Source organism: Polaribacter atrinae, assembly GCF_038023995.1.
Classification (GTDB): Bacteria; Bacteroidota; Bacteroidia; order Flavobacteriales; family Flavobacteriaceae; genus Polaribacter; species Polaribacter atrinae.
On record NZ_CP150660.1, the window covers coordinates 665,097 to 686,899 of the forward strand.

The following is a 21,803-nucleotide window of genomic DNA, read 5'->3' on the forward strand; positions in this document are numbered from 1 at the left end:
ATTATTATTTTTATCTTCATTAAAGATTTTATAAAAATACAAAAACGGATATTCAAATGAAAAGATTAGTTGTTTTAACTGGAGCAGGTATTTCTGCAGAAAGCGGCATACAAACTTTTAGAGATGCAGATGGTTTGTGGGAAGGTCATAATGTTATGGATGTTGCTTCTCCAGAAGGTTTTGCTGCAAATCCAGAATTAGTTTTAAATTTTTATAATGAACGTAGAAAGCAATTATTAGAAGTTAGTCCAAACAAAGGGCATGTTAATTTAGTGGCATTAGAAAAAGATTATAATGTAGAAATTATTACACAAAATGTGGATGATTTACACGAACGTGCTGGCAGTAAAAATGTTACCCATTTACATGGAGAACTTTTAAAAGTAAGAAGTTCTGCTGATGAAAATATTGTTTTAGACTGGGAAAAAGATTTAGTTTTGGGAGATTTATGCCCTAAAAAAAGTCAATTAAGACCACACATTGTTTGGTTTGGAGAAATGGTACCTATGTTAGATAAAGCTATAGAGATTACCAAAAAAGCAGATATTTTAGTGATTATAGGTACTTCTATGCAAGTATATCCTGCAGCTGGTTTAGTCGATTACGTAAAACGCTCTACTCCTATTTATTTTATAGACCCAAAACCAGCAGTTTCTGAAAGTAGTTTTAAAAACTTAACTATTATTAAAGATCTAGCAAGTGTTGGTACGGATAAATTGATGAAAATTTTAAAGGAATAGAAAATCCCTTCAAAATTTCTAAATAAAATATCAAGTATAAATCGCTACTGTAAATCATAAAAAATGAAAATAATAAAATTTATAATCATATTATTTGTTTCTTTTAAAAATTTTGGTCAAACAAAATCAGTCATTTTTCATAATGAAAATGGAGAACAAGTAACAAAAGAACAGTTTTATAAAACAAAAGATAATCGTAAAAATTTAGATTTATATTTTGAAAAGGACTCAATACAATATGGGGTCCTAATTAAAAGACAACGATTTGGTCAGCTTGATAAAAAGACATTTAGAACACTAAAAAATTATGTAACAGAATTAAGTGATGTAACAATTGATACAACCCAAAATATTGTAATTAATTATCTTACTGCAAATACTAAAAAAATAGATAATAAAAAATCAAAGTCAACTTGGAATGTCTTAGATAAAAATTATTTAAAAAAATTACATAAAATAGCAAATATTAATCAATTTTGGATTAATTCTCCAGAGTGTGACAATCTCAACTACTATCATCAAAATAAAATTAATTGGAAAACTGATAATGATGATTTATTTAAAAAAATATTTTTTCCTTATCAGGTAAAAAATGCAAACTATATACTAATAAAACCAGATGGAAAATTCTATTATTATATAGGTGAACATAGTAAATAACAAATTTGGGAATTATCTAAAAAATATTTCAATTAAACCTATGTACTTTCAAATTATAAAACTCACATTCTCTAAATAAACATTTTATTTACTTTAATTAATTAAAATTTTAGTTTTAAGACTCTTTTTCTAATTCAGACAAAATTAAATACGTTGTTGGTTCTCCATAATTAATTATATGATCAATAAATTGTTGTAGATATTATTTTTGAAGGTTTTTTCACTGGATTATTTTCAACCGGTGGTCCGTTATTTGTTATTATCGTTGAAAATGCTACTGCAGATATAAAAACATTTAGAGCTACTATGTTTGGTGTTTTAGGTTTAATTTCTATAATTAGAATTCCGATGATTACTTTTTTCGGAATTTTAAAATTAAGCCATTTATATAACTCTTTACTTATTTTACCATTATTCTTTCTTGCGATGTACTTAGGTAAAAAATGTACTTAAAACTAAATGAGAAACTATTAAAAAACACTGTGTTAATTGCATTATTATTTTCAGGCTTAATGCTAACCTTTAAATATTAATTTTTTATTTTAGAATTCTTTACTGCTGCAATTTGATTCCTCTAAAATGAAAATTCAGACTTTTTTAATACAAAGTATTTGTAGTGCTGTTTTCATTATCTGTCATTTTATTAATTTTTGGCTGTATAATCCAAATTCCAATAAAGTAAAACCATAACATAAAAAATTCACCAGTAAACTCACTAAATCGTACTTCTTTCTGCAACTCAACAGTCTTAAAGGTCTTTGCTACAAAATACAAAGAGTGAAAAATTCCAAACACAGAAAATAAATGAAGTGGTATAATTATTCCTGCCATTAAACCTATAAATCCAGCACCTGGCTCTGTTTCGTTTTGTACTATTCCATTTAACATTGTAACTATAAAAAATGAAAGACAAAGGATATAAATTAATGGAATAAAGAAAAATATTTTAAATCTCTTTATTTTCATTGTTACATTTTCTGGTACTTTTTTTTGTAAACCAATTGCAATAGACCAAAACCACCCAAAGAAAATTCCTGAATATAGAATCATTATTATTGGGAAAAATTTAAAAAAATTAAATATTTCTGTTGGATCAGGATTTGTTTCGGAATTAAACTTGGTAAACATTGCTACCATCATTATTATTTGAAAAACGATAGGAATTCCAAACATTAAAGAGAAAAGTTGCCAATGTTTTGCTTTTAAAAATCTATCAATCATTTTAGTTTTTATTTTGTGCTTCAGTATTGTTAGTAATTAAATCCCAAACACGTTCAGCCCTACTTACAGCAATTGTTTGAGCCCTTTTTTATGCTGTTTCAAAATAAAAAAAAGGGAGTGTTTTTCGGCTTTTCTCTAGATAAACTCCAAGCAGAAAATAGCATTTAATAAGCTATTTAATCATATTTTTTAAATAAAAACGCTCTACTTTTTCTCTTGCCCAAGGTGTTGTTCTTAAAAATTTTAAACTCGATTTATAGGTAGGATTGTTTTTAAATGCGTTAATATTTAAGATATCGCCTAATTCTTCCCAACCATATTCTTTGAACAATTGTTCTAACATGGTGGCTAATTTTATTCCGTGTAACGGATTATTTGGTTGTTCGGTGCTCATTATTTATCTAAATTTGGTAATACAAAATCGTCTAAAACAGACTTTTTTGCCATCATTTTTTCTATTTCTTTTACGGTTCTAGGTGCTTCCGCAGAAAGGTTTACAGGTCCATTTTTGGTTACTAGAATATCATCTTCTATTCGAATACCAATTCCCCAATACTTTTTATCACAATTACTACCTTCTGGAATGTAAATCCCAGGTTCCATAGTGGCAATCATATTTTCTTCAAAGTTATTATAATTTCCCGGATCGTGCACATCTAAACCAATATGATGTATAGTTCCGTGTGGTAAATAATTGTGTTTCTCATCAATAGATTTTATAATTCCTAATTTATACAATCCTTCATTTACTATTTTCACAGCAGCTCTATTTGGAGCGCTCATGCTACCACCAACAACATATAATGCAATACCAGCTTCTTGTGCCTTATAAACGATGTTGTAAATTTCTTCTTGTGCTTTTGTAAATTTTCCGTTGGCAGGAATTGTACGCGTAACATCGGCTGTAAAGCCTCTATATTCTGCCCCTAAATCCATCAAAACTAAATCGTTGCCAATTTTTGTTTTATTATTTTCTATATAATGTAAAATACAACCATTATTTCCGGCACCAACAATAGACGGATATCCTTCGTATTCTGCTCCGTATTTTTTGTACACAAACTCATGAATTCCTTGTAATTCGGTTTCAGACATGTGTGGTTTCATTGCTTTCATAACTTCTATCTGACCAATGGCAGAAATTCTGATTGCTTTGGTTAATAGTTTTATTTCTTCTTCTGTCTTTACTTCTCTTAAGGTTGCTAAATTATTGGGTAAGAAGGAAAAATCGAAATTATTTTCTTTTATAGCTTCTAAATTCAGGCTTATTTTTTGCTGATAATCTTTTAACTCATTATCATTTTTTGCACTTGCAAAATCCATGATTAGCTTGTCTTTCTTCAACTCTGGATAACGTGTAAGCTCTTGATTGATTTTTCTTGAAAGCTCTATTAATTTTTTATCAGGAACATTAGCAATAGCTTGATGCACTTTTTCTACATATTCTGATGAAAACTGTATCTCATTAAATCCTGATACTTCTTTAAAACTAGCAACTAAATCATAAATTTCTGCTTTGTTTCTAGTTGAATTTCTATAATCATCGTTAAACTTTTCTATAAAAACGCGATTAAATTTCTTAAAATCGATTTGTGAGTTTATAAAATCTTCTCCATTCATTACAGTGCTAAAACCTAATTCTTTTGCAGCACCTACTGCTCCCAAACGTGTTCCGTACCACATTTCTGCTTGGGCATCTTTTTTCTGCACATATAATATTTCATTATAAGAAGTTCCTTTTGCATCCGTTTGGTTTTCCGAAAACAAGACTAAAACCGCATTTGGCTCTCTATAACCGGTTAAATAATAAAAATTTGGATCTTGATGAAACACATAATCTACATCATTTGCTCTGTTTCTAACAGGGTTTGCAAACACAACAGCTACAGAGTTTTGTGGCATTTTAGAACGTAAAGCCTCTCGCCTACCTTTATGAAATTCTTTGGATAGAAAATCTGTGGGACCTTGTGCTACAGCGTGTAAAGTAAATAGTAAAAGAGTGATGCATAAAAAGTTAAAAACTTTCATAAAAGTGAATTTTATAGAGAAATTCAAAAGTAACATTTATTATTATCTAGTTAAAAATATTTACAAAGTATTCGTGATTGATAATTCCATTTTTTTCAATAATTTAGCTGAAATTTTAAGAAATCTATACATGAAAAATATTGCATTAAATAATATTCACGTTGCTTTAGGTGCTAAAATGGTTCCTTTTGCAGGTTATAATATGCCTGTACAATATGAAGGAGTTACAGCAGAACATTTAACAGTAAGAGAGTCTGTTGGCGTTTTTGACGTTAGCCATATGGGAGAGTTTTTGGTTGAAGGAGAAAATGCATTAGCTTTAATACAAAAAGTTACTTCTAATGATGCTTCTAAACTTGCCATTGGCGATGCTCAATACAGTTGTTTCCCTAATGAAGAAAACGGAATTGTAGATGATTTAATTTGTTATAAAATTAAAGAAAACACGTATTTATTAGTTGTAAATGCTTCTAATATTGAAAAAGATTGGAATTGGATTTCTAAATATAATGAGGAATTTAATGCTGATTTAAAAAACTTATCTGAAGGTTATTCTTTGCTTGCAATTCAAGGTCCAAAGGCTGTAGAAGCAATGCAATCTTTAACTTCTGTAGATTTAGCAGGTATCCCTTTTTATAAATTTAAAATTGGAGATTTTGCTGGTATCGATAATGTAATTATTTCTGCGACTGGTTATACAGGTTCTGGCGGATTTGAAATTTACTGCAAAAACGAAGAGGCAGAACAAATTTGGACTAAAGTTTTTGAAGCTGGTGCAGATTTCGGAATTAAGCCAATTGGTTTAGCTGCAAGAGATACCTTACGTTTAGAAATGGGATATTGTTTATACGGCAACGATATTGACGATACAACATCACCAATTGAAGCAGGTTTAAGTTGGATTACTAAATTTACCAAAGACTTTGTAAATGCAGAAGCCTTAGCTAAAGAAAAAGAGCACAAGCCAGAAAGAAGATTGGTTGCTTTTGAACTAGATGAAAGAGGTGTACCAAGACATGGTTATGATATTGTAGACGGAAACGGAAACGTAATTGGTGTGGTAACTTCTGGTACTATGAGCCCTTGTTTAAGTAAAGGAATTGGAATGGGTTATGTACCAAGAATCTTGTCTAAAGCAGGATCACAAATTCATATTCAGGTTCGTAAAAAAGCGATTCCGGCAACTATTGTAAAATTACCCTTTTACAAAGGATAAAATAAAAGCATTTTAGGAGTTCTCTAAAAAAATATTAATATGTCCGTTCGAGCGCAGTCGAGAACTTTATAAGTTATAATACTATACCTTTCTACTTCGCTCAAGCGGAAAAATAGTTGTCTGTTTTAAGACAACTATTTTTTTATTAAATCACCTATTGAAATTTTATCAAAAAAACATGAATTGTTTATTAACTGGAGGAACCGGAATTGTTGGGAGTCATATTATTTTTGAATGGTTACATAAAGCCATTGTAGATAAAACGGTACAACATCTTTTTGTAGTAATAAGAGCCAATGAAAAAACAGCAGAACAACGTTTGTTGGCTGTTTTACAAGACGCGTCTCGTCCGGATTTTTTAAATGATTTTACTATTGAAGCTTGTTTAGAAAAAATCACTATAATTCCGAATGATTTAGCTACAATTAGCAAAGAGGTTTTAGAAAAGTATCATTTTGACACTGTGATACATTGTGCAGGTTCTACTAATTTATCTAGTACAAGCGATTCTAAAAAGACGGTTCATTCTCAGAATTACTTAGTAACCAAGCAACTTTTAGAGCAGTTACCTAAACGTGTAAGTCGTTTTTTATACATTAGTACTGCGTATTCTTTTGGTATACAAAATGAAAAAGTAAACGATACCATCGAAAACTATACGGTTACCTATTTTAGAAATCCGTATGAGCAATCTAAATATGAAAGTGAACGTTTTGTAAAAGAAACCTGTGCTTCTAAAAACATTGCTTCTCAGATTTTAAGACCCAGTATTATTTGTGGTCGTTTAATTCACAAACCTTTTTTTGAAACGCCAAAATTTGATGTTTTTTATTCTTGGGCTATTTTTTTAGATAAATATGCGACCAAATCTAAAGATGCTTTTAGAATTTGGGTTGATAAAGAAAGTGGTTTAAACATTGTACCTGTAGATTTTGTTTCTAAAGCCATTTTATACGCTTTTTTAAATCCGCAGATTATAGAATTAAACATTGTAAATCCTACACAGATACTACATAAATATTATGTAGGTGATGTTTTAGAGTCTTTTGATGTAAATTCTTACGAATACGTTACACAAAAGCCAGAAAACTTAAATACTTTTGAAAAACTGTATTACAAAACCATTGGTGATATTTTTGAGAATTATATTTCCATTCCTGATTTACAATTTCATGCTCATTCAATATTAAAGTTTATAGAAGAACTAAAATTAGATCTTACCTTAGGTGTTCATGCAAATTTTATGAACCTAATTAATTTTTCTGTAGAAAAAAAGTTTAGAAAAAGTTACTAATTATTAAATACATTTTAAAACATTGGATTCATTAACGCAAATAGTTTTAGGAGCTGCAGTTGGAGAAGCTGTTTTAGGAAGAAAAATTGGTAATAAAGCCATGTTGTACGGTGCTATTGCAGGTACAATACCAGATTTAGATGTACTTTCTGCTTTCTTTACAGATAAAGTTACCGCTTTAGAAATGCATAGAGGTTTTACGCATTCTATCTTTTTTTCTGTGCTCTTCGCTCCTATTTTTGCTTTTATAGTTACACGATATGAGAAATACAAAAATCTTAGAGATTGGTCTTGGTTATTCTTTTGGGCGTTTATAACACATCCTATTTTAGATGCACAAACCACTTGGGGTACACAACTTTTTTGGCCTTTAGATATTCGACTAGCTTTTAAAAATGTATTTGTAGTAGATCCTTTGTATACCTTACCATTTATTGTGTTTTTAGTTTTGGCAATGCGTCAGAAAAAGGAATCGAAAAAAAGACGTTTTTATAATAATTTAGGGTTGATCATCAGCAGTTCTTATTTAGCATTAACATTGGTTTTAAAAGGTATTTCTTATCAAACATTTACCAAAGAATTAGCTGAACAACATATTCAATACAAAGAAATAGAAACAAAACCAACGCCATTAAACACCGTTTTATGGACTGCCAATGTAGAAACAGAAAATGCTTTTTTAATTGGTCATTCTTCCTTTTTTGATAAAAATCCTATTGAATTTTCTAGTTATCCTAAAAATCATGAGTTGTTAGGTAATTTGATACATCAACCAAAAATGCAACGCATGATTGCTATTTCTAAAGGTTGGTACACCATCAATAAAAAAGAAGGTGTTTTGTATTTTAATGATTTACGTTTTGGAGCTTTAAGCATAAAACCAAATGCAGAGAATTTCGTTTTTAAATATAAAATTGAAATTGATGCAAACGGAGTTCCGTTTTTTATAGAAGAACCCAAAGAAAAAAGTGATGGTAAAAAATTGTTATCAGAATTATGGGAAAGGATTAAAGGCAATTAAAAGCTGTCTTTTTTCAATTTGATATTTTAACTCAAAAAAGCTAATTTCGCTCACTTCTTATTAAAGGCATGAATTTTGAAGTTACGTCAAAATTAATATTTTAAGGAACTTGAACCAAGAACAACCTATCTTATGAAAAAACTACTGACAATTATTATCCTTATTTCTACATCAATTGTAAGCGGACAAAATAATAAAGACTCATTAAATGTAATTTATAAAAACTATTTTGAACTTTTAAAAACAAAAGAAAAATTAGATACCATTGTTCTTAAAGTAAATAATTTTGAAGAATTAATGAAGTCTAATAACAAAATTATTAAAGAGTTTTCTGATGCAGAGCTTTTTAGTTTAAAGAAACAATTAGAGCAACGAAGAAAAAAAATAATAAACACAACAGAATTTGTTTTTGCATCAAACGCTAGTTTAAACGCCATAAAACAATTGGATGCCACGAGCGATTATCTTACTCAAATTTCCAGCTTAAACAATCCTGAAAACTCAGATTTAGGTTTTTCTTTATCCGAAGAAATTGCAGAAATTTTAGAAAATGAAATTATAAAAGGTAATCGAAAAATTAATGGTGTCAAAAAATCTAAATTTCTTCTATTTATAGATAACATTATAAAATCTCCTTTAACTGAAGAATTAACCAGTGCAATACCCGTGGTGAGTTCTATAAAATCTGTGGTAGATTTGGTGATGGGCAATGCGCTTAAAGGAAATGATGTTTCGATAGATGATGTTATCGATTTAAAAAAATCATTAAACGTGTATTTGGTTCATTATGAAGGATTAGCAAAGGCACAAACTGAATTTGAACAAAATCTTGGCAATTTAGACATTAGAAAAGAAGGTTTGGTTTTGCTTCTAACACAATATACCACAGAACGTTCTAATACTTTAAATCCAAATGCCATTTCTGAACAAGATAAAAAATTAACCTTAACAAACGTAATAAATAAGCACTACACCAAAGGCATTGTACAGCAAAGTGTAGATAAAATAATTAGTGCAAAACCTTTAGATTACAATAACCATTTAACCAATAAAAACTTAATGTATCCTACTTATGCATTAAATCAGGCAAAATTTATACGAGATGAAGTAGAGTCATTAAGTAAGGAGTATATCTCAATTTTTAGCACTTACCAGTCTGCTTTAAAACAAGTTTTAGAAAAAAGTAAAGAAATTGGAGATAAAAATAAAATTGATAATAAAATTTCTGAATTAGAAACCAAACTGTTGGCTGTTCAGGTTGCATTTGATGATAATTTAAATATTTACAACTTAAATAGTAAGTTTAATGCATTAATGGAATATTAACTTTTTAACTACGACTTTTAAGAATAAATTACACAAATAAAAAATCAATTCTATGAGTAATAATGTAATAAAAACAGGGATTTTATCTTTTGGAATGTCTGGACAAATATTTCATGCTCCTTTTTTAGATGAACATCAAAATTTTGAATTAAGTGCTGTCGTAGAAAGGTCTAAAAAGAAAGCACATCTTATATATTCTGATATAAAAAGCTACGATACAATTGATGAAATTTTAGCAGATTCAGAAATTGAATTGATTATTGTGAATACGCCAAACCCTACTCATTTTGAGTTTGCTTTAAAAGCACTGAAAGCAAAAAAGCATGTGTTATTAGAAAAACCTTTTACTGTAAATTCATCCGAAGCGAAACAATTATTTACAGCTGCTAAGAAATATAATTGTTCAGTATTGGCGTATCAAAATAGAAGATATGACAGTGATTTTTTATCCGTTAAAAGCGTATTAGAATCTAATAAATTAGGAAAAATAGTAGAATTTCATCTTCGTTATGATCGCTATAAATATGTGATTGGTGAAAAAGTAACAAAAGAAACTCCCGTTCCAGGTAGTGGTTTATCTTATGATTTAGGTCCGCATTTGTTAGATGCAGCAATTTCTCTTTTTGGAACTCCTTTAGAATGGAAGAAAAGCTTAGGCCATTTTAGACCAAATACGCAAGTAGATGATTATGCTCATTTTCATTTATTGTATCCAGAAGGCATGCAAGTTTTTATTACAGCAAGTCTGTTGGTTACTGAGCCACAACCCGCTTTTATTTTACACGGAACAAAAGGTTCTTATGTAAAAGACCGTGCAGATGTTCAGGAACAACAGTTACAAGAAGGCATAAAACCCTCCATTCCTTTATTTGGTATTGAAAGTACTAATACCCTAGGTGTTTTGACATATTTTAATGATGAAGGAGTTAAAAAACATGAAAATATCATTTCTAAAAAATCTTCTTACAAGCAAGTATTTAATGATGTTTATGGAACTATTAGAGAAGGAAAAACATATCCCGTAACAGAAAATCAAATTATACAACAATTAGAAATTTTAGAAAGTTAAAAAACAATTTCTTATAAATTTAAGATTGAAAAATAATACCTTTACAGCTCAATTCAATTATCCTTTTTAAACATTATTGAATCGACATCAAACTAAAATTACTATAAAACTCTAAGAATGCAAACTACAAAACTGAGCACAAAAAGTATATTACCACTCACCTGCTCTCGCTCTGGAACTTGTTGTTTTGGAAAAGCTGTAATGTTAAATCCATGGGAGTTATTTAGTTTTAGTAAAGAGAAAAAAGTAAGTCCGAGAGAATTTCGTGATTTATATACAGATTTTAGAGGTATCCGATTAACTTTTAACGGAAAGCAAGATAAAAAAGGACAAAATGCTTGTAGTCAATATATAGACAATCATGGTTGTAGCGTACATCAAGGTCGCCCGTTAGCATGTCGTTTATATCCATTGGGACGACAAATACAATTTGAAAAAGCACATTATATTTTTGAAGGTGCACAATTTCCTTGCTTAACAGACTGCGCTGAAGTTTTAGAATTACCCAAATTGAGTGTTGGAGAGTATTTAAAAGGACAAGGTGCAGTTCCTTTTGAAAAAGCACAAGATGAATATTTAAAGGTAATGCAAAACATTGCAGATATTGCCTTCGAGTTATTGTTAGATAGTGGTTTATCCGCTTCTGGCGATACAAAAACACTCGCTTTATGGAGAGAAATGGGGAATGAACTACCAGAAAAATTAGCAGAAAGAATCGGTAAAGACTGGATAGATTCTTTAATGATTCCTAAAATAACAAATGTCGTTGAAAACCCTATTGAATTTATTCAGAAACACAATGATTTACTTCTAATAAAAGCCCAAGAATCATTTGGCAGCTTGCGAACATTTAATCAAGTACGAGAAGCTTGTGTTTTAATTATGGGAATAGCGTTGCATTTGTCTAGAGGATTGGGTGCAGACACCAAAGGAATTGCAGAACTTTGGATAGAGACTGCAAAAAGTCATGGTGCAAAAGAATAATATTTTAAATTTCTTACAAAAAAATGTAAGGTTGCTACTTTTTATCCGATTACAAGGAATCACAATCAATTAATATCTATTTAACCGAATTACATGAAAAAAACAATTATTACATTATTTGCTAGTTTATTACTTATTGTAAGTTGTAACAAAGCTCCAGAAAAAGCAAAACAAATAGAAGAAAAACCAGAACCTGTTGTAGAAAAGACTTTTTCTCAAAAAATTGAAACAGCACATAAAAAAGCGGCTTTTTTAACAAATGAAGCGGTTCAGTTTGATGCTGCCATTGAATTTGGAGGAAATGAAATTTTTAATGCAACAATTACCGTTTCTACTACTTCTGATATTGCCAGAATAACGTATAAAAATGGAGATGAAATATTTGTAAACAAAGAAAACATTTTTGTTTCTCCTAGTTTAGATAAAAATCCAGGAGTTCGTTTTCATGCATATACTTGGAGCTATTTCTTCTTGTTTCCTTACAAGTTAAATGACAATGGAACAAAATGGAACGACGACTTTAAAACAAATGAAACTACAAATACTTTTGATGTTGCAAAGTTAACTTTTGGTGCTAATATTGGTGATACTCCAGATGATTGGTATATTGTTTATGCTGATAAAAAATCACACCTTTTAGAGCATGCAGCCTACATTGTTACCTCTGGTAAAACAAAAGAAGCTGCAGAAGCAGATCCTCATGCTATTAAATATGAAGACTATAAGATGATTGATGAAATTCCTTTTGCTACAAACTGGGGTTACTATGGTTGGAACATCGAAACAGGCTTATCTGATAAAATAGGAAGTGCAAAAATAACGAACATCCAATTTGTGGAAGGTTTTAGAAAAAGTTTTGCTATTCCAGAAAACTATATTAAAAAATAAGCATTCTATTTTTTATAAATTATAATCCCACTGAGAAATCAGTGGGATTTTTGCTTTAATACTATTCTTAATAAATGTAACAAAGGTGATAAATGTCAGATTTTAATACATATACCTATCGTAAATTTACGATAAGAATTATGGAAAAAAATTTAACTACCTTAGAACACAAAGAAAATAATAAAACCTTAGCTAAATTTGCCAAAGCTTTGGCGCATCCTACACGTATTGCCATTTTAAAACATCTAGAAAACCAATCGTGTTGTTTTACGGGAGATTTGGTAGATATTTTTCCGTTGGCACAATCTACCATTTCTCAGCATTTAAAAGAATTAAAAAATGCGGGACTTATTCAAGGAGAGTTAAAACCTCCAAAAATAAAGTATTGCATCAATCAAAAAAACTGGAACATCGCTAAATCATTATTTCAACAATTTTTTGAATGATATTTTTATGTAACTACATAGCTTATTTGCGATAAACAAATATTAAAATTATGAGTAAAGTAATTAAAGTTTTAGGTACCGGTTGTCCAAAATGTCAATCGATGACGGCAGTTGTTAAAACTGTAGTTTCAGAAAACAACATTGATGCTACTATAGAAAAAGTAGAAGATATTATGGAAATTATGAAATATAACGTTATGACTACTCCAGCATTGGTCATAAACGATGCAATTACCATTAAAGGTAGAATTCCCTCTAAAGAGGAAGTACTATCACTACTAAAATAATTAAATTGTTGGGTATGAATTATCAAATCGAAACGATAGAAAATGTTTGATTGGATACAAAATATAGCAGATTGGTTTGTGTATGATGTTTTAAACTTAAACAAAGAACAACTTTTAGCAGAAGCCTTAAATTTCTTTATTTACGACACCACAAAAATTCTGATATTACTTTTTGTAATCATTTTTTTAATGGGAATTGTAAATAGTTACTTTCCTATAGATAAGGTTAAAAATTATCTATCAAGAAATAAATTATATGGTTTAGAGTACTTGATGGCAAGTCTTTTTGGAGTGGTAACTCCTTTTTGTTCCTGCTCATCAGTTCCTTTATTTATTGGTTTTGTAAGAGGCGGAATTCCGTTAGGTGTTACTTTTGCTTTTTTAATTACATCTCCTTTGGTTAATGAAGTTGCTATTGGACTTTTTATAGGTTTATTTGGAGTTAAAACTACTATTATCTATGTAGTTAGCGGTATTTTATTAGGAACTATTTCTGGAGTTATTCTTCAAAAATTAAAATTAGAAACCTATTTAACTCCTTGGGTAAAAGAAGTGTTGGCCAACGCACAAAAAGAACAAGACCTTTTTATAGCAGAAAAACAAACCTTACAACAACGTTTACCCATAATTTGGGCAGAAGTACTGACTATTTTAAAAGGTGTTATTCCGTATGTTATAGTGGGGATTGCTATTGGAGGTTTCATGCATGGTTATATCCCTGAAGGCTTTTTTGAACAATACATGGCCAAAGACAATCTTTTTGCGGTGCCAATTGCTACTATTTTAGCAGTACCAATGTATTCTAATGCATCTGGAATATTACCTGTAGCTCAGGTTTTAGTTGCAAAAGGAATTCCCTTAGGAACCGCAATTGCTTTTATGATGGGAGTTGTTGGTTTATCCTTACCAGAAGCAATGCTTTTAAAGAAAGTAATGACCTTAAAATTAATTGCCATCTTTTTTGGTGTAGTGACATTCTGTATCATCATTTCTGGATATATATTTAATCTGATTTTATAACCCAAATGATCATCAAAAAGAATGAATAGAAAACCTTAAATTTTAATCTGCTTAACGGTTACACGTTGCTCTAAAGAATGCGCAACAGGACCAAATTGATTAAAAAGAGCCACATCTGCAGCATCTAAACCATAACCTACCGCAACGTAGCCTCCTTTTTGTCCGGTTTGAGTAGCATCAAAAGTATACCAACGTCCACCCACATAAGCTTCAAACCAAGCATGCATATCCATGGGGTGTAATTTGTGTAAATAACCAACTACCATACGTGCAGGAATACTTAAACTTCGGCACAATGCAATGCCTAAATGCGACAAATCTCTACAAACACCAGAACGTTTGTAATTTACTTCTGTGGCAGAAATAGGAAAATCACTACTACCAGGAATGTAACTAATATTTGTACGCAGCCATTCTTCTATGGCAAACACTTGTTTGTAGCCAACAGGTTGGTCTGCGGTAATTGTATTTGCTAAGTCGTTAAAACGATCAGATTCACAATACCTACTCGGTAATAAATAACAAAGTACATCATTAGGTAGATTTTGAATTTCTACAAAAGGAGCATCAAAATTTACATCAACAAATTCAGACGTTCTTACATCTGAACTCGTAAAAAGAGTAAACCTACCTAATGGAGCAACCAAACGTTGACATAAATTACCATAATCATCTGTAAACTCTATAATGGGTAAATTTGGATATGTTTTAAATTCATCGCGCTCTATCCACTGTTCTGCACCACTTCTAGGGCGTAACATTAAAATAAAAGGAGTTGGTGTTTCTATATCAAAAGCCAAATTACAACTTACACGTAACCACATAAATAAATTTTATTAATAACAATTGCGAAACAAAAATAAGTAACTCTTAAATGTAACTGATTCATAATAGAAAAGTGCTGATTTATTTGTATTAAATACAACCTAAATTTACTTAAATAACAATAATATAGCTTAAAAATGGTGATTATAAAGTACTCTTGCTTATTAGAAGAAAAATCATTTCATCTTAAAAATAATCAACAAAATGAATAAACCGTCTTTAAATCATCGTTGTATTATCTATAATAAATAACCTTTTACAAAGGATATTTTAAACATAGAATATATTTTTTTAGAATTTTAACAGAAGTTGTTAAAGTTTAAAACGAGAGATGTTCCACGCTGATTTTTCAACTCAAAAAAACTAACTTCGCTTATTGTTTTAAAGTTAAAAGTAAACTCATAAAATATCTTGTAGTTACTTAAATAAAAAACAACAAAATCTATAGTACAAGTAAATAAAAACGTCAATTATGGAAGACAAAAAAATATTAAATTACATTAAAGATGTATTAGAAAATGCACCAACATCATGGGTAAATTTAACTACACATCGTCTAGATATTTATAATGAAAAATTAGCTAAAACTGACTTTTTAAATCAGTTTGAAACTTTGTTTAACAACAATAATACCACATCATCTGCTTTAAATACATTACCTACCGCTTATGATTATATTCGTTTAGGGCATCCATTATCTTGTGTTTTAGAATGGGGAATTTCAAAATTAAACACCCTTAATTCAGAGAACGTAATTAGCTTTTCTTCACAAACGATTCCTGTTTTAGCAGTGTTAAGAAAGAATTTATTAGAAAATAAAAATACTAGAATTGTTTATTTAGATAAACTACCTAATAACTTTGACATCGAAATAGTTAAAAACATCTATAACTATAAATTTCAATTAGAAAAAGTAGCAAAACTATCAGATATTTCTTCATTTAACGGAAGTACTATTTTTATATCAGAAGAAGATAAAATAGGTAGTTTTGACAACAATGAAAATTTTGACAACAATGAAAATATAGATTTCTTCGTTCAACTTCACGGGTATCTTGGGAGTATTTTGGTTGTAAATGGAGAACAGAATGAAAATTATATTTCAGACATTCAGCATGTAAGAAGAAGAGAAACCATTGCCATGACTCCTTCTAATTCTCTTATCGCTTTAAAAGCTTTGGTTGCAGAATCTGCTATTGAAGATAAAAAGAATAACGACACTAATAAAACAAGTGTTTTAAATGCTATTAAAGAAGTTACCAGGTCTAACACCAAACCTTTAGTTGCTTCTAGTGGACTGTCTATTCAGTATGCCATTTTAATGGGGTTGATTCATGACGCATCTGAAAATCATAATGGTAAAGCGATTAAAATTATTGTTCCACCAAATTGTTATGGTGGTACTAATGACCAGGCAAGACGTGTTGCTGCTTGTATTGACAATGTAGAAATTGTAGACTTATTAGTTGATAGAGATAATGATATGGTACAAAGTATTGATACCGTTTTAAATAACATTGCTAAACAAGACGCTGTACCTTATATTATTGCTGAAATACCAACCAACCCAAGAGTTGAAGTTCCGGATTTAATCAAATTAAAGGAAGCTTTAAGCAGAGAACGTACAACTACAACGGGAGCAATTGCTATAGACCCTGTTTTTATTTTAGACCAAACATTTTGTCCTAATGTTCACTTTTTAGGTGAAGGAGAAATACTATCAACAGTAAGAACTATTTCTTTTGCGAGTGGTTCTAAATTTCCAAGTGGCGGAAAATGTACTGCAGGTTACTGTATCGGAAATAAAAAAACAGATTCTTTAATCGATAAAATAGAACATCATTTACTTCTTTGCGATAATGAAGCTACTAGTCTTCAATATGAAATATTAGCACAACAATTACCATCGATGAAGCAAAGAATTGCAGATGCCTATACAAATACCCGTTTGTTTGTAAATTATATTCATGAAACGTTACCAGGAGCAAAAATCAATTTTGTATCAGAAGAATTAGCATCGCAAGGTTTTACGCCATCTGTTTTCTCTTTAGACCTTCCTACAACAGGAATTACAGATGAAGAAAAAGAAGCTAACAAGAGAGCCTTAAATTTAAAGTTAATCAACTTAATGATTACCGAAATTCCTGATGAAAGTAAATTCTGTGTTAGTTACGGACAATTAAAAGGATGTTATTGGACCATACCTGCAACATCTACACAAGGAACCACTAAAGAAGGCGATAAAGATTATATTGTACGTGCTTCACTATCTCCTAATATGGATTTAGAACATCATAAAGAAGTGTTTTTAAAGTTTGTTAAGAGTATTTAAAATACAACAATTAGAACTTATTTAAAGTGCATAAAAAATCCCAATGATTTCTCATTGGGATTTTTTTTATATTATCAAGTATACTTAATTACACATTAAATCTAAAGTGCATAATATCGCCATCTTTAACAACGTACTCCTTACCTTCTACTTTCATTTTACCAGCTTCTTTTACTTTTGCTTCAGAACCATAAGTAACAAAATCTTCATAAGCAATAGTTTCTGCTCTAATAAAACCTTTTTCGAAATCTGTATGAATTACACCTGCTGCTTGCGGCGCAGTAGAACCAATAGGAATTGTCCAAGCTCTAACTTCTTTTACACCTGCTGTAAAATACGTTTGTAAGTTTAATAATTTATATGCAGAACGAACCAATCTAGAAACACCAGCTTCTTCTAAGCCAATATCTGCTAAAAACATTTGTCTTTCTTCGTAATCATCTAATTCTGTAATATCTGCTTCTGTACCAACCGCTAATACAATAACTTCTGCATTTTCATTTTTAACAGCTTCTTTAACTTTTTCTACATATGCATTTCCAGAAACTGCAGAACCTTCATCTACATTACAAACATATAATACTGGTTTTAAAGTAATAAACTGTAACGGTTGTACAAATTCCATTTCTTTTTCTGTAAATTCTAAAGCTCTTACAGAAATTCCTTTTAATAAAGTTTCTTCAATTCTAAGTAAAACTACTAATTCTGCTTGCGCTTCTTTATTACCAGTTTTAGCAGTTCTTTTTACACGCTCTAGACGTTTTTCTACTGCTTCTAAATCTTTTAATTGTAATTCAATATCAATTGTTTCTTTATCTCTAACAGGATCTATAGAACTATCTACGTGAATAATGTTATCATTATCAAAACAACGAACTACGTGTAAAAGTGCATCTGTTTCGCGAATATTTGCTAAAAACTGATTTCCTAAACCTTCTCCCTTACTTGCTCCTTTTACCAAACCAGCAATATCTACAATCTCTACAGTAGCAGGCTGAACTCTTTCTGGAACAACTAATTCTTCTAATTTTTCTAAACGTGTATCTGGCACGTTTACAACTCCTAAATTTGGTTCAATTGTACAAAAAGGAAAGTTGGCACTTTGCGCTTTTGCATTTGATAAACAGTTAAATAAAGTTGATTTTCCTACGTTTGGTAATCCTACAATTCCGGCTTTCATGTAAATAATTTTTGCTTCAAAAGAAAGTTTTAACTAAAAATTAATAAACTCTCTTAAAGTTTTAAGAATGCAAATATAATACTTTGTTAAACTTAAAATGAGTTTTATTTATAAATATAGAATAAGCATACATTTAAAGAAAAATAAACAAAAATGATAAAAAAACTACTCTATTTTACATTACTACTTTTTAACATCGCAGTACTAAATGCCCAAACAATTACGGGTAAAGTAATTCATCTAAATTCTAATGAACCCATTGAAAAAGCAGCAATTATTACCAACACAAAATCAGGTACAACTTCTGATGAATTTGGTACTTACACATTAAATTTAAATAATGTACTTACCATTTCTATTTCTTGTTTAGGATATGAATCTAAAACAATTACAAAAAATCAGTTGATAAAAGATAATTACATTGTAAACTTACAAGAAAACGTAAATCAATTAGATGAATTTCAACTAAACCTTACCAAAGTTTCTTTAGATAGCTTATTGGTAAAAACAGCACTAAACATGAAAGAGCACTATCTTTCATCGCCAGTAAAACAAGATGTATATGCTATAGAGAATCAAAATTTGGACTTTAAAAAATTAGAGTTTGAATTAAATTCTAGCTCTCTTCTAAGTCGAAAAAAAAGAAAATTAGCAGAAAAAGAATTGATACAATTTGCAAATAATCTTCAGAATAAAAAACCTGCTTTTGGTACTGAATTTAAAGCAACTATTTTAAATAAAAAGTTTTACTCTGAAGAACGTAAAAAAGAAGTAGACTCTTATCAAGTAGAAGATATTCAGGGTTATAAAAAAATAGATATCGGAAACGGTGTTACCTTAGAAAATATCTCTGAAAGATTGCAAAACGTAGTTTTAAAACATTTAAGTTCTAAAAACACCTACAAAGTTAAATCTGGACTTTTTAAATTAAAAGACTCTTTATCTTTAGCTGAAACAGCTAGAGTTACAGATTCATTAGCAAAAGACAATACTTTTAGCGATTACAACCAAAGTTACCCTCTTAGAAATATAAAATATAGAAGTGTCTTTTTTAACAGTTCACCTCAAAAGAACTTTCTTGATCAGAAATATTACGAACATCAATTAGAAGAAAATGAAATACTTGGCACTAAAAAGTATTATGTAGTTTCCTTTACTCCAAACAAATCAAAATCTAAATATTCGGGTACAATGTATATTGATCCAACCGATTTTTATATCAAAAAAATAAAATACAAGTATGCAGAAGGTAAACGCGGACAACACCTTAATTTAAAATTTTTATTAGGTATTAAGTTTTCCGAAAACCAGCATAACGCTACTATTTACTATGAAAAAAATGAAAACAATAACATCTATACTGCTTATATAAAAGAAACTAAAACAAATTATGCATACATAGATAGGCCTATAAAATTTATAGAAAATGCGAAAGACAGAAACAAAGTAAAATTTAATATTAAGATAGAAATAAATATCAGTGAAGACAGAGAAACCTTTGTAAATAATATAACCGATTTTGATTCGGATAGCTTTAAAAAGAAAAGCAAAGAAGAAATTAAAGAGGCTTATAAAAAAAGAACTTCTTACCTGACCAAAGAAGCCTATGAAGCTTCTAGTTGGAAAAATAAAGTTTTAATAAACCAATATTTAACACAATACAACTAAACAAAAGCCCCCAAATCTAATGATTTGGGGGCTTTTAATATTCTAAAAATATCTTATTTAGTCGTTATGCATAAAGCTTTGCTTAGCTAACAATTCTTCTTCTGTTTCTACAACATCATCATCTGGTACACAACAATCTACAGGACATACTGCAGCACATTGTGGCTCATCATGAAAACCTTTACATTCTGTACACTTATCTGGAACGATGTAATAAATTTCATCAGAAACTGGTTCTTGAACATCGTCTGCATTTACAGATTTACCATTTGGTAAAACCGCATTGCCTTTTAAATCTGTTCCGTCTGAATATTTCCAATCATCTGCTCCTTCGTAAATTGCAGTGTTAGGACATTCTGGTTCACATGCCCCACAATTTATACATTCATCTGTTATTATAATTGCCATAATTTTCTGTTCTGTTTTTGTACCTTTGCAATTGCAAAAATAAAGCCAAAATAATAGACAACCAAAATAAATGGATAGTATTCAAAACAGAATTATTGCTTTCGCAAAATTAGGCGCCTTTTTAGGTCAGTTTTCTATCGATAAAATAAAAAAAATCGATAATATTGAACATAATGAAATCTTTTTTGATGGCTTTTTACATCAGATAAAATTAGCTCAAGAAAAGAACTCTTGGTTTACTAAAGACAATATTTTATTCTCATTAAATAGTTTACACAAAGCATTAACAAAAAACAACTTAAACAAGTTTACCGAAAGTTTTGATTCAGGTATAAAATCATCAAAAAAAGTAGCTATTGTTATGGCAGGAAACATACCATTGGTAGGTTTTCATGATTTTTTATCGGTATTAATATCAGGGCATTCGGTGTTGGTAAAGCAATCTTCTAGTGATAAACACTTATTACCCTTTTTAGCAAAGTATTTAGAGTACGTAGAACCTCTTTTTAAAGGAAAAATCACTTTTACAGAAGAAAAACTAACTGATTTTGATGCCGTTATTGCTACCGGAAGCGATAATACTGCGCGTTATTTTGAATATTATTTCAAAAACAAACCCAATATTATCAGAAAAAGTAGAAACTCTGTGGCGGTTATCACCGGAAAAGAAACCGAAGAAGATTTTGTTAAATTATCTGATGATGTTTTTCAATATTTTGGTTTAGGGTGTAGATCTGTATCTAAATTATATGTGCCAAAAGGGTATGATTTTGATACTTTTTTTACAGGAATGTATGCTAAAAAAGACATCATTGAAAATGCAAAATATGCTAATAATTACGATTATAACAAAGCGGTGTATTTAATGAGTTTATTTGATTTGTTAGAAAACGGATTTCTAATGATTAAAGAAGATGAAAGCTACGCCTCTCCTATTGCCACAATTTTCTATGAATATTATGACAATGAAACAGATTTAAAAATAAAATTACATCAAGATAAAGATAAAATTCAATGTATTGTTGCTAAGAATTTTATAGAAAATGAAATTGCTTTTGGACAAACTCAACATCCTGAGTTAACCGATTATGCAGATGGTGTAAATACATTAGAATTTTTATCAACAATATAAATTAGTAACAAATGTGCAAAGTTGCAGAGTAGCAAAATTTTACTTTGAAACTTTAATA

The 21,803-nt window shown here is 29.7% G+C and carries 21 protein-coding genes; 15 read left to right on the forward strand and 6 right to left on the reverse strand.

Translation table 11 applies throughout. The features are described 5' to 3' along the window. Window positions 1–56: 56 nt before the first annotated feature. Both WG945_RS03060 and WG945_RS03065 read left to right on the forward strand, forming a co-directional pair. A complete protein-coding gene (locus WG945_RS03060; protein WP_068448088.1) occupies window positions 57–740 on the forward strand; it encodes an SIR2 family NAD-dependent protein deacylase in 684 nt (227 codons plus the stop codon). Window positions 741–803: 63 nt separating this feature from the next. Beyond that, complete coding sequence (locus WG945_RS03065) at window positions 804–1,400, forward strand: hypothetical protein (RefSeq protein ID WP_068448090.1); 597 nt, start codon at window positions 804–806, stop codon at window positions 1,398–1,400. A gap of 597 nt (window positions 1,401–1,997) precedes the next feature. On the opposite strand, the gene WG945_RS03070 is transcribed toward WG945_RS03065, so the two are convergent. The 3 genes from WG945_RS03070 to WG945_RS03080 form a co-directional block, all read right to left on the reverse strand. Next, window positions 1,998–2,621, reverse strand: a complete 624-nt coding sequence (locus WG945_RS03070) for a hypothetical protein (RefSeq protein WP_068448092.1) — start codon at window positions 2,619–2,621, stop codon at window positions 1,998–2,000. A 172-nt stretch (window positions 2,622–2,793) separates the two neighbouring features. After that, window positions 2,794–3,015 (reverse strand): VF530 family DNA-binding protein, encoded by a 222-nt coding sequence (locus WG945_RS03075; RefSeq protein WP_068448094.1) that lies wholly within the window; start codon window positions 3,013–3,015, stop codon window positions 2,794–2,796. Continuing rightward, on the reverse strand, window positions 3,015–4,649 hold the full coding sequence (locus tag WG945_RS03080; RefSeq protein WP_068448096.1) for an aminopeptidase P N-terminal domain-containing protein: 1,635 nt from the start codon (window positions 4,647–4,649) through the stop codon (window positions 3,015–3,017). Before WG945_RS03080 ends, WG945_RS03075 begins: the two co-directional genes overlap by 1 nt. 130 nt (window positions 4,650–4,779) lie before the next feature. Between WG945_RS03080 and gcvT the strand changes: the two genes are divergently transcribed. From gcvT to WG945_RS03130, 10 genes are all read left to right on the forward strand, one after another. Then, on the forward strand, window positions 4,780–5,865 hold the full coding sequence (gene gcvT, locus WG945_RS03085) for a glycine cleavage system aminomethyltransferase GcvT (RefSeq protein WP_068448171.1): 1,086 nt from the start codon (window positions 4,780–4,782) through the stop codon (window positions 5,863–5,865). A 178-nt stretch (window positions 5,866–6,043) separates the two neighbouring features. Then, complete coding sequence (locus WG945_RS03090; RefSeq protein ID WP_068448097.1) at window positions 6,044–7,159, forward strand: SDR family oxidoreductase; 1,116 nt, start codon at window positions 6,044–6,046, stop codon at window positions 7,157–7,159. 22 nt (window positions 7,160–7,181) lie between these two features. Then, window positions 7,182–8,180, forward strand: coding sequence for a metal-dependent hydrolase (locus WG945_RS03095; protein WP_068448100.1), 999 nt, complete (start codon window positions 7,182–7,184; stop codon window positions 8,178–8,180). Window positions 8,181–8,312: 132 nt separating this feature from the next. Beyond that, entirely contained in the window at window positions 8,313–9,506 is a 1,194-nt protein-coding gene (locus WG945_RS03100; protein ID WP_068448102.1) for a hypothetical protein, read from the forward strand. Window positions 9,507–9,558: 52 nt separating this feature from the next. Next, a complete protein-coding gene (locus WG945_RS03105) occupies window positions 9,559–10,575 on the forward strand; it encodes a Gfo/Idh/MocA family oxidoreductase (protein WP_068448104.1) in 1,017 nt (338 codons plus the stop codon). 117 nt (window positions 10,576–10,692) lie between these two features. Continuing rightward, window positions 10,693–11,559 (forward strand): YkgJ family cysteine cluster protein, encoded by an 867-nt coding sequence (locus tag WG945_RS03110; RefSeq protein WP_068448106.1) that lies wholly within the window; start codon window positions 10,693–10,695, stop codon window positions 11,557–11,559. Window positions 11,560–11,652: 93 nt separating this feature from the next. Further along, complete coding sequence (locus tag WG945_RS03115) at window positions 11,653–12,447, forward strand: hypothetical protein (protein WP_068448107.1); 795 nt, start codon at window positions 11,653–11,655, stop codon at window positions 12,445–12,447. Window positions 12,448–12,587: 140 nt separating this feature from the next. Further along, entirely contained in the window at window positions 12,588–12,893 is a 306-nt protein-coding gene (locus WG945_RS03120; protein WP_068448109.1) for an ArsR/SmtB family transcription factor, read from the forward strand. A 50-nt stretch (window positions 12,894–12,943) separates the two neighbouring features. Continuing rightward, on the forward strand, window positions 12,944–13,180 hold the full coding sequence (locus tag WG945_RS03125) for a thioredoxin family protein (RefSeq protein ID WP_068448111.1): 237 nt from the start codon (window positions 12,944–12,946) through the stop codon (window positions 13,178–13,180). A 42-nt stretch (window positions 13,181–13,222) separates the two neighbouring features. Further along, window positions 13,223–14,200 carry a permease gene (locus WG945_RS03130; protein WP_068448114.1) on the forward strand — a complete coding sequence of 326 codons (978 nt, stop codon included), beginning with the start codon at window positions 13,223–13,225 and terminating at the stop codon, window positions 14,198–14,200. 35 nt (window positions 14,201–14,235) lie between these two features. On the opposite strand, the gene WG945_RS03135 is transcribed toward WG945_RS03130, so the two are convergent. After that, the gene (locus WG945_RS03135; protein ID WP_068448117.1) at window positions 14,236–15,024 is read right to left on the reverse strand and encodes a transglutaminase-like domain-containing protein; all 789 of its coding nucleotides are present in this window, start codon (window positions 15,022–15,024) and stop codon (window positions 14,236–14,238) included. A 473-nt stretch (window positions 15,025–15,497) separates the two neighbouring features. On the opposite strand from WG945_RS03135, the gene WG945_RS03140 reads away from it, so the two are divergent. After that, a complete protein-coding gene (locus WG945_RS03140; protein WP_068448119.1) occupies window positions 15,498–17,357 on the forward strand; it encodes a PLP-dependent transferase in 1,860 nt (619 codons plus the stop codon). Window positions 17,358–17,445: 88 nt separating this feature from the next. Here WG945_RS03140 and ychF read toward each other — a convergent pair whose 3' ends face one another. Further along, window positions 17,446–18,537: a redox-regulated ATPase YchF gene (gene ychF, locus WG945_RS03145; RefSeq protein WP_068448121.1), complete on the reverse strand. Its 1,092-nt coding sequence runs from the start codon at window positions 18,535–18,537 to the stop codon at window positions 17,446–17,448. Window positions 18,538–18,690: 153 nt separating this feature from the next. On the opposite strand from ychF, the gene WG945_RS03150 reads away from it, so the two are divergent. Continuing rightward, window positions 18,691–20,205, forward strand: coding sequence for a carboxypeptidase-like regulatory domain-containing protein (locus WG945_RS03150; RefSeq protein WP_082864158.1), 1,515 nt, complete (start codon window positions 18,691–18,693; stop codon window positions 20,203–20,205). Between the two features lie 57 nt (window positions 20,206–20,262). On the opposite strand, the gene WG945_RS03155 is transcribed toward WG945_RS03150, so the two are convergent. Beyond that, a complete protein-coding gene (locus tag WG945_RS03155; protein WP_068448123.1) occupies window positions 20,263–20,613 on the reverse strand; it encodes a 4Fe-4S dicluster domain-containing protein in 351 nt (116 codons plus the stop codon). A gap of 70 nt (window positions 20,614–20,683) precedes the next feature. On the opposite strand from WG945_RS03155, the gene WG945_RS03160 reads away from it, so the two are divergent. Continuing rightward, window positions 20,684–21,745: an acyl-CoA reductase gene (locus tag WG945_RS03160; protein ID WP_068448125.1), complete on the forward strand. Its 1,062-nt coding sequence runs from the start codon at window positions 20,684–20,686 to the stop codon at window positions 21,743–21,745. Window positions 21,746–21,803 lie beyond the last annotated feature (58 nt).

Bases quoted from the DNA above. Each gene is read 5' to 3' on its own strand.
- WG945_RS03120 (WP_068448109.1), top strand. From the start codon at position 12,588: ATGGAAAAAAATTTAACTACCTTAGAACACAAAGAAAATAATAAAACC.
- WG945_RS03060 (WP_068448088.1), top strand. From the start codon at position 57: ATGAAAAGATTAGTTGTTTTAACTGGAGCAGGTATTTCTGCAGAAAGC.
- WG945_RS03090 (WP_068448097.1), top strand. From the start codon at position 6,044: ATGAATTGTTTATTAACTGGAGGAACCGGAATTGTTGGGAGTCATATT.
- WG945_RS03150 (WP_082864158.1), top strand. From the start codon at position 18,691: ATGATAAAAAAACTACTCTATTTTACATTACTACTTTTTAACATCGCA.
- WG945_RS03105 (WP_068448104.1), top strand. From the start codon at position 9,559: ATGAGTAATAATGTAATAAAAACAGGGATTTTATCTTTTGGAATGTCT.
- WG945_RS03080 (WP_068448096.1), bottom strand. From the start codon at position 4,649: ATGAAAGTTTTTAACTTTTTATGCATCACTCTTTTACTATTTACTTTA.
- WG945_RS03130 (WP_068448114.1), top strand. From the start codon at position 13,223: ATGTTTGATTGGATACAAAATATAGCAGATTGGTTTGTGTATGATGTT.
- WG945_RS03100 (WP_068448102.1), top strand. From the start codon at position 8,313: ATGAAAAAACTACTGACAATTATTATCCTTATTTCTACATCAATTGTA.
- gcvT (WP_068448171.1), top strand. From the start codon at position 4,780: ATGAAAAATATTGCATTAAATAATATTCACGTTGCTTTAGGTGCTAAA.
- WG945_RS03125 (WP_068448111.1), top strand. From the start codon at position 12,944: ATGAGTAAAGTAATTAAAGTTTTAGGTACCGGTTGTCCAAAATGTCAA.
- WG945_RS03110 (WP_068448106.1), top strand. From the start codon at position 10,693: ATGCAAACTACAAAACTGAGCACAAAAAGTATATTACCACTCACCTGC.
- WG945_RS03140 (WP_068448119.1), top strand. From the start codon at position 15,498: ATGGAAGACAAAAAAATATTAAATTACATTAAAGATGTATTAGAAAAT.
- WG945_RS03070 (WP_068448092.1), bottom strand. From the start codon at position 2,621: ATGATTGATAGATTTTTAAAAGCAAAACATTGGCAACTTTTCTCTTTA.
- WG945_RS03135 (WP_068448117.1), bottom strand. From the start codon at position 15,024: ATGTGGTTACGTGTAAGTTGTAATTTGGCTTTTGATATAGAAACACCA.
- WG945_RS03160 (WP_068448125.1), top strand. From the start codon at position 20,684: ATGGATAGTATTCAAAACAGAATTATTGCTTTCGCAAAATTAGGCGCC.
- WG945_RS03065 (WP_068448090.1), top strand. From the start codon at position 804: ATGAAAATAATAAAATTTATAATCATATTATTTGTTTCTTTTAAAAAT.
- WG945_RS03155 (WP_068448123.1), bottom strand. From the start codon at position 20,613: ATGGCAATTATAATAACAGATGAATGTATAAATTGTGGGGCATGTGAA.
- ychF (WP_068448121.1), bottom strand. From the start codon at position 18,537: ATGAAAGCCGGAATTGTAGGATTACCAAACGTAGGAAAATCAACTTTA.
- WG945_RS03075 (WP_068448094.1), bottom strand. From the start codon at position 3,015: ATGAGCACCGAACAACCAAATAATCCGTTACACGGAATAAAATTAGCC.
- WG945_RS03115 (WP_068448107.1), top strand. From the start codon at position 11,653: ATGAAAAAAACAATTATTACATTATTTGCTAGTTTATTACTTATTGTA.